This is a genomic window from Pseudophaeobacter sp. C1-32P7 (assembly GCF_041008775.1).
Lineage (GTDB): Bacteria > Pseudomonadota > Alphaproteobacteria > Rhodobacterales > Rhodobacteraceae > Phycobacter > Phycobacter gallaeciensis_A.
In genome coordinates, this window is sequence record NZ_JAXGFR010000068.1 from 1 (window position 1) to 2,129 (window position 2,129).

Genomic DNA, 2,129 nt, shown 5'->3' on the forward strand with positions numbered 1-2,129 from the left:
CCCGGCTCCGGCAAATCCGTCCTAGCGGCTTTCCTGATGACCATGGCACGGCGGGCAGGTGCGCGGGTCTTCGTATTCGACTATCGCGCGGGGATGGAGATGGCCGTCCGCGCGCTCGGCGGCAGCTATTCGACCGTGCGGGCGGGGCGCCCCACGGGCCTCAATCCGCTCCAGACCGAGATCGACGTGCGGGGCCAGGCATGGCTTGCTGATTGGCTCGCGAGCCTCTTGGAGCGGCGCGATCGACCGCTGACTCCGGTTCAGACCAACCGACTGCAGGAAGTCGTGCGCCAGAACGCCAGCGCAGGACATGCGGGTCTACGGAACTGGTCGGATTTCGCCTCGCTGCTGGTCTCGACCGATGACGAGGGCGATCTCTTCGAGCGTATGCAGGAATGGACGGCCGAGGGTCGCTACGGCTGGATCTTCGGGGCCAATGCCGAGGACAGTTTCAGCATCGACGGTGACGTCGCGGGCTTTGACCTCACCGGCATCCTCGATTCCGAGAGCGAGCGGGAACGCATGGCAGTCCTGTCCTACCTCTTCCGCCGGGTCGAGCGGGTGATCGAGGACCGCAAGCCCACCATCATCGTCATCGACGAGGCATGGAAAGCCCTCGACAACGCCTACTTCGCAGAGCGGCTCTCAAACTGGCTGGTGACCGCCCGCAAGCAGAACGCCGTCGTCGTGATGATGACCCAATATGCCAGCCAGCTCGAGCGCACGCGCACCGGCAAGACCATCGTGGAAGCGGTGCCGACTCAGGTGCTCTTGCCCAACATTCGTGCTTCCGCCGCTGACTACGCGATGCTCGGCCTGACCGAGAAAGAGCTCGACGTGCTTCTGGGCGTCGGCTCGGCCTCGCGGCTCGCGCTTGTACGCGACGACCGTGGTTCCGTCGTGATCGATGCCGATCTCAGCGCGCTCGGCCCGCTCGTGACCATCCTTGGCGGAATGGAGAAGGGCGAGGCCCTTGTCGGCCCCGACTATCGCGAACGTCCTGATTTCTGGAGAGTGACATGACCCGTACCATCATTCGCAGCGTCGTGCTGCTCGGGCTCGGCCTGACCCTGACAGCCTGTGCGCAGCATAACCCCCCGCAAGCCAACTGTTTCAATTTTCGCGAGGCTCCTGCGCAGGCAGGAACCGCCACCGCCACGATCTCGACCATGGGGGCGGAGGTCACGCGCCGCGACACGGCATGCGATTTCGTCCTCTTGGGGGCGGGCGGCTGAGCCAATGCGGACCTGGCTTCCTCTCTCGATGATCGGCTTTGCACTGGCAGGTCCCACGGCCGGGCCAGCGGTCGCCCAAGGCGTGCCGACCTTCGATCTGCGCCTCTTCGCAGAGCGGCAGGCCATCCTTGAGCAGACCGATCGGGACCTGGCACTGCAGCAGGACCGGCTAAGCCGCGAGGAGGAACTGGCCGAAATCGAGCGCCAGCAACTCGCCTCCCTCGAAGGGCTGATGGATGCCATGTCGCTTGGCGCTGGAGACGTGGCCGGAACCGTGGCCGGGCTCGAGGCGGGGCAGGGGGCGGTAGACGACGTCGAAAGCGCGGTCGCCAGTCTTTATGCACCCGAGGACACCAATCCAGCGGCAGCGCGGATGTTCGGCGATGCCCGGGAGGGGATCGAGGAGCTGATCATCCGCGCAGCACGCGACACCCATAGTCTGTCCGGGGTCGGCCGCGCAGGTCTCTCGCTCGTGCAATGGCGCTGTCTCTTGCAGGCGCTGATCTGGCAGGAAAGCCGTTTCCAGATCGGGGCACGCTCACCCCTGGGGGCCTTCGGACTTACCCAGATCATGCCCGGTACCGCGGGCGATCTCGGGATCTACCCGGCCTATTACGACGATCCCTATCTGCAGGTCACCGGCGGTGCGCGATACCTCGCACAAATGCTGAACATGTTCGATGGCAACATTATCCATGCGCTCGCCGCCTATAACGCCGGGCCGGGCAATGTGCAGGATTATGGCGGTGTGCCACCCTTCGCGGAAACCCAGCACTATGTCGTGGTGATCCCGCAGCAGTACAACAGCTACCTCGCGGCCGTGGGCGGCATCGATGCGCTCGGCACCATCGACCCTGTGCTCCTCGCCAACGCGAGTTTCAGCCTCTCGGCCCA

Annotated in this window: 3 protein-coding genes; all 3 read left to right on the plus strand. The window is 65.1% G+C overall.

What is annotated here, in order from left to right:
• Positions 1-1,023 (plus strand): VirB4 family type IV secretion system protein (locus SM763_RS24055; protein ID WP_369000106.1); only part of this gene is annotated, 1,023 nt, incomplete at its 5' end.
• Positions 1,020-1,235 (plus strand): hypothetical protein, encoded by a 216-nt coding sequence (locus tag SM763_RS24060; protein WP_028095514.1) that lies wholly within the window; start codon positions 1,020-1,022, stop codon positions 1,233-1,235. The genes SM763_RS24055 and SM763_RS24060, both read left to right, overlap by 4 nt.
• 4 nt (positions 1,236-1,239) lie before the next feature.
• On the plus strand, positions 1,240-2,129 hold an 890-nt coding region (locus SM763_RS24065), incomplete at its 3' end, for a lytic transglycosylase domain-containing protein (RefSeq protein ID WP_369000108.1).

Excerpts from the sequence above, each read along its gene's own strand:
- SM763_RS24060 (WP_028095514.1), top strand. The coding sequence starts at position 1,020 with ATGACCCGTACCATCATTCGCAGCGTCGTGCTGCTCGGGCTCGGCCTG.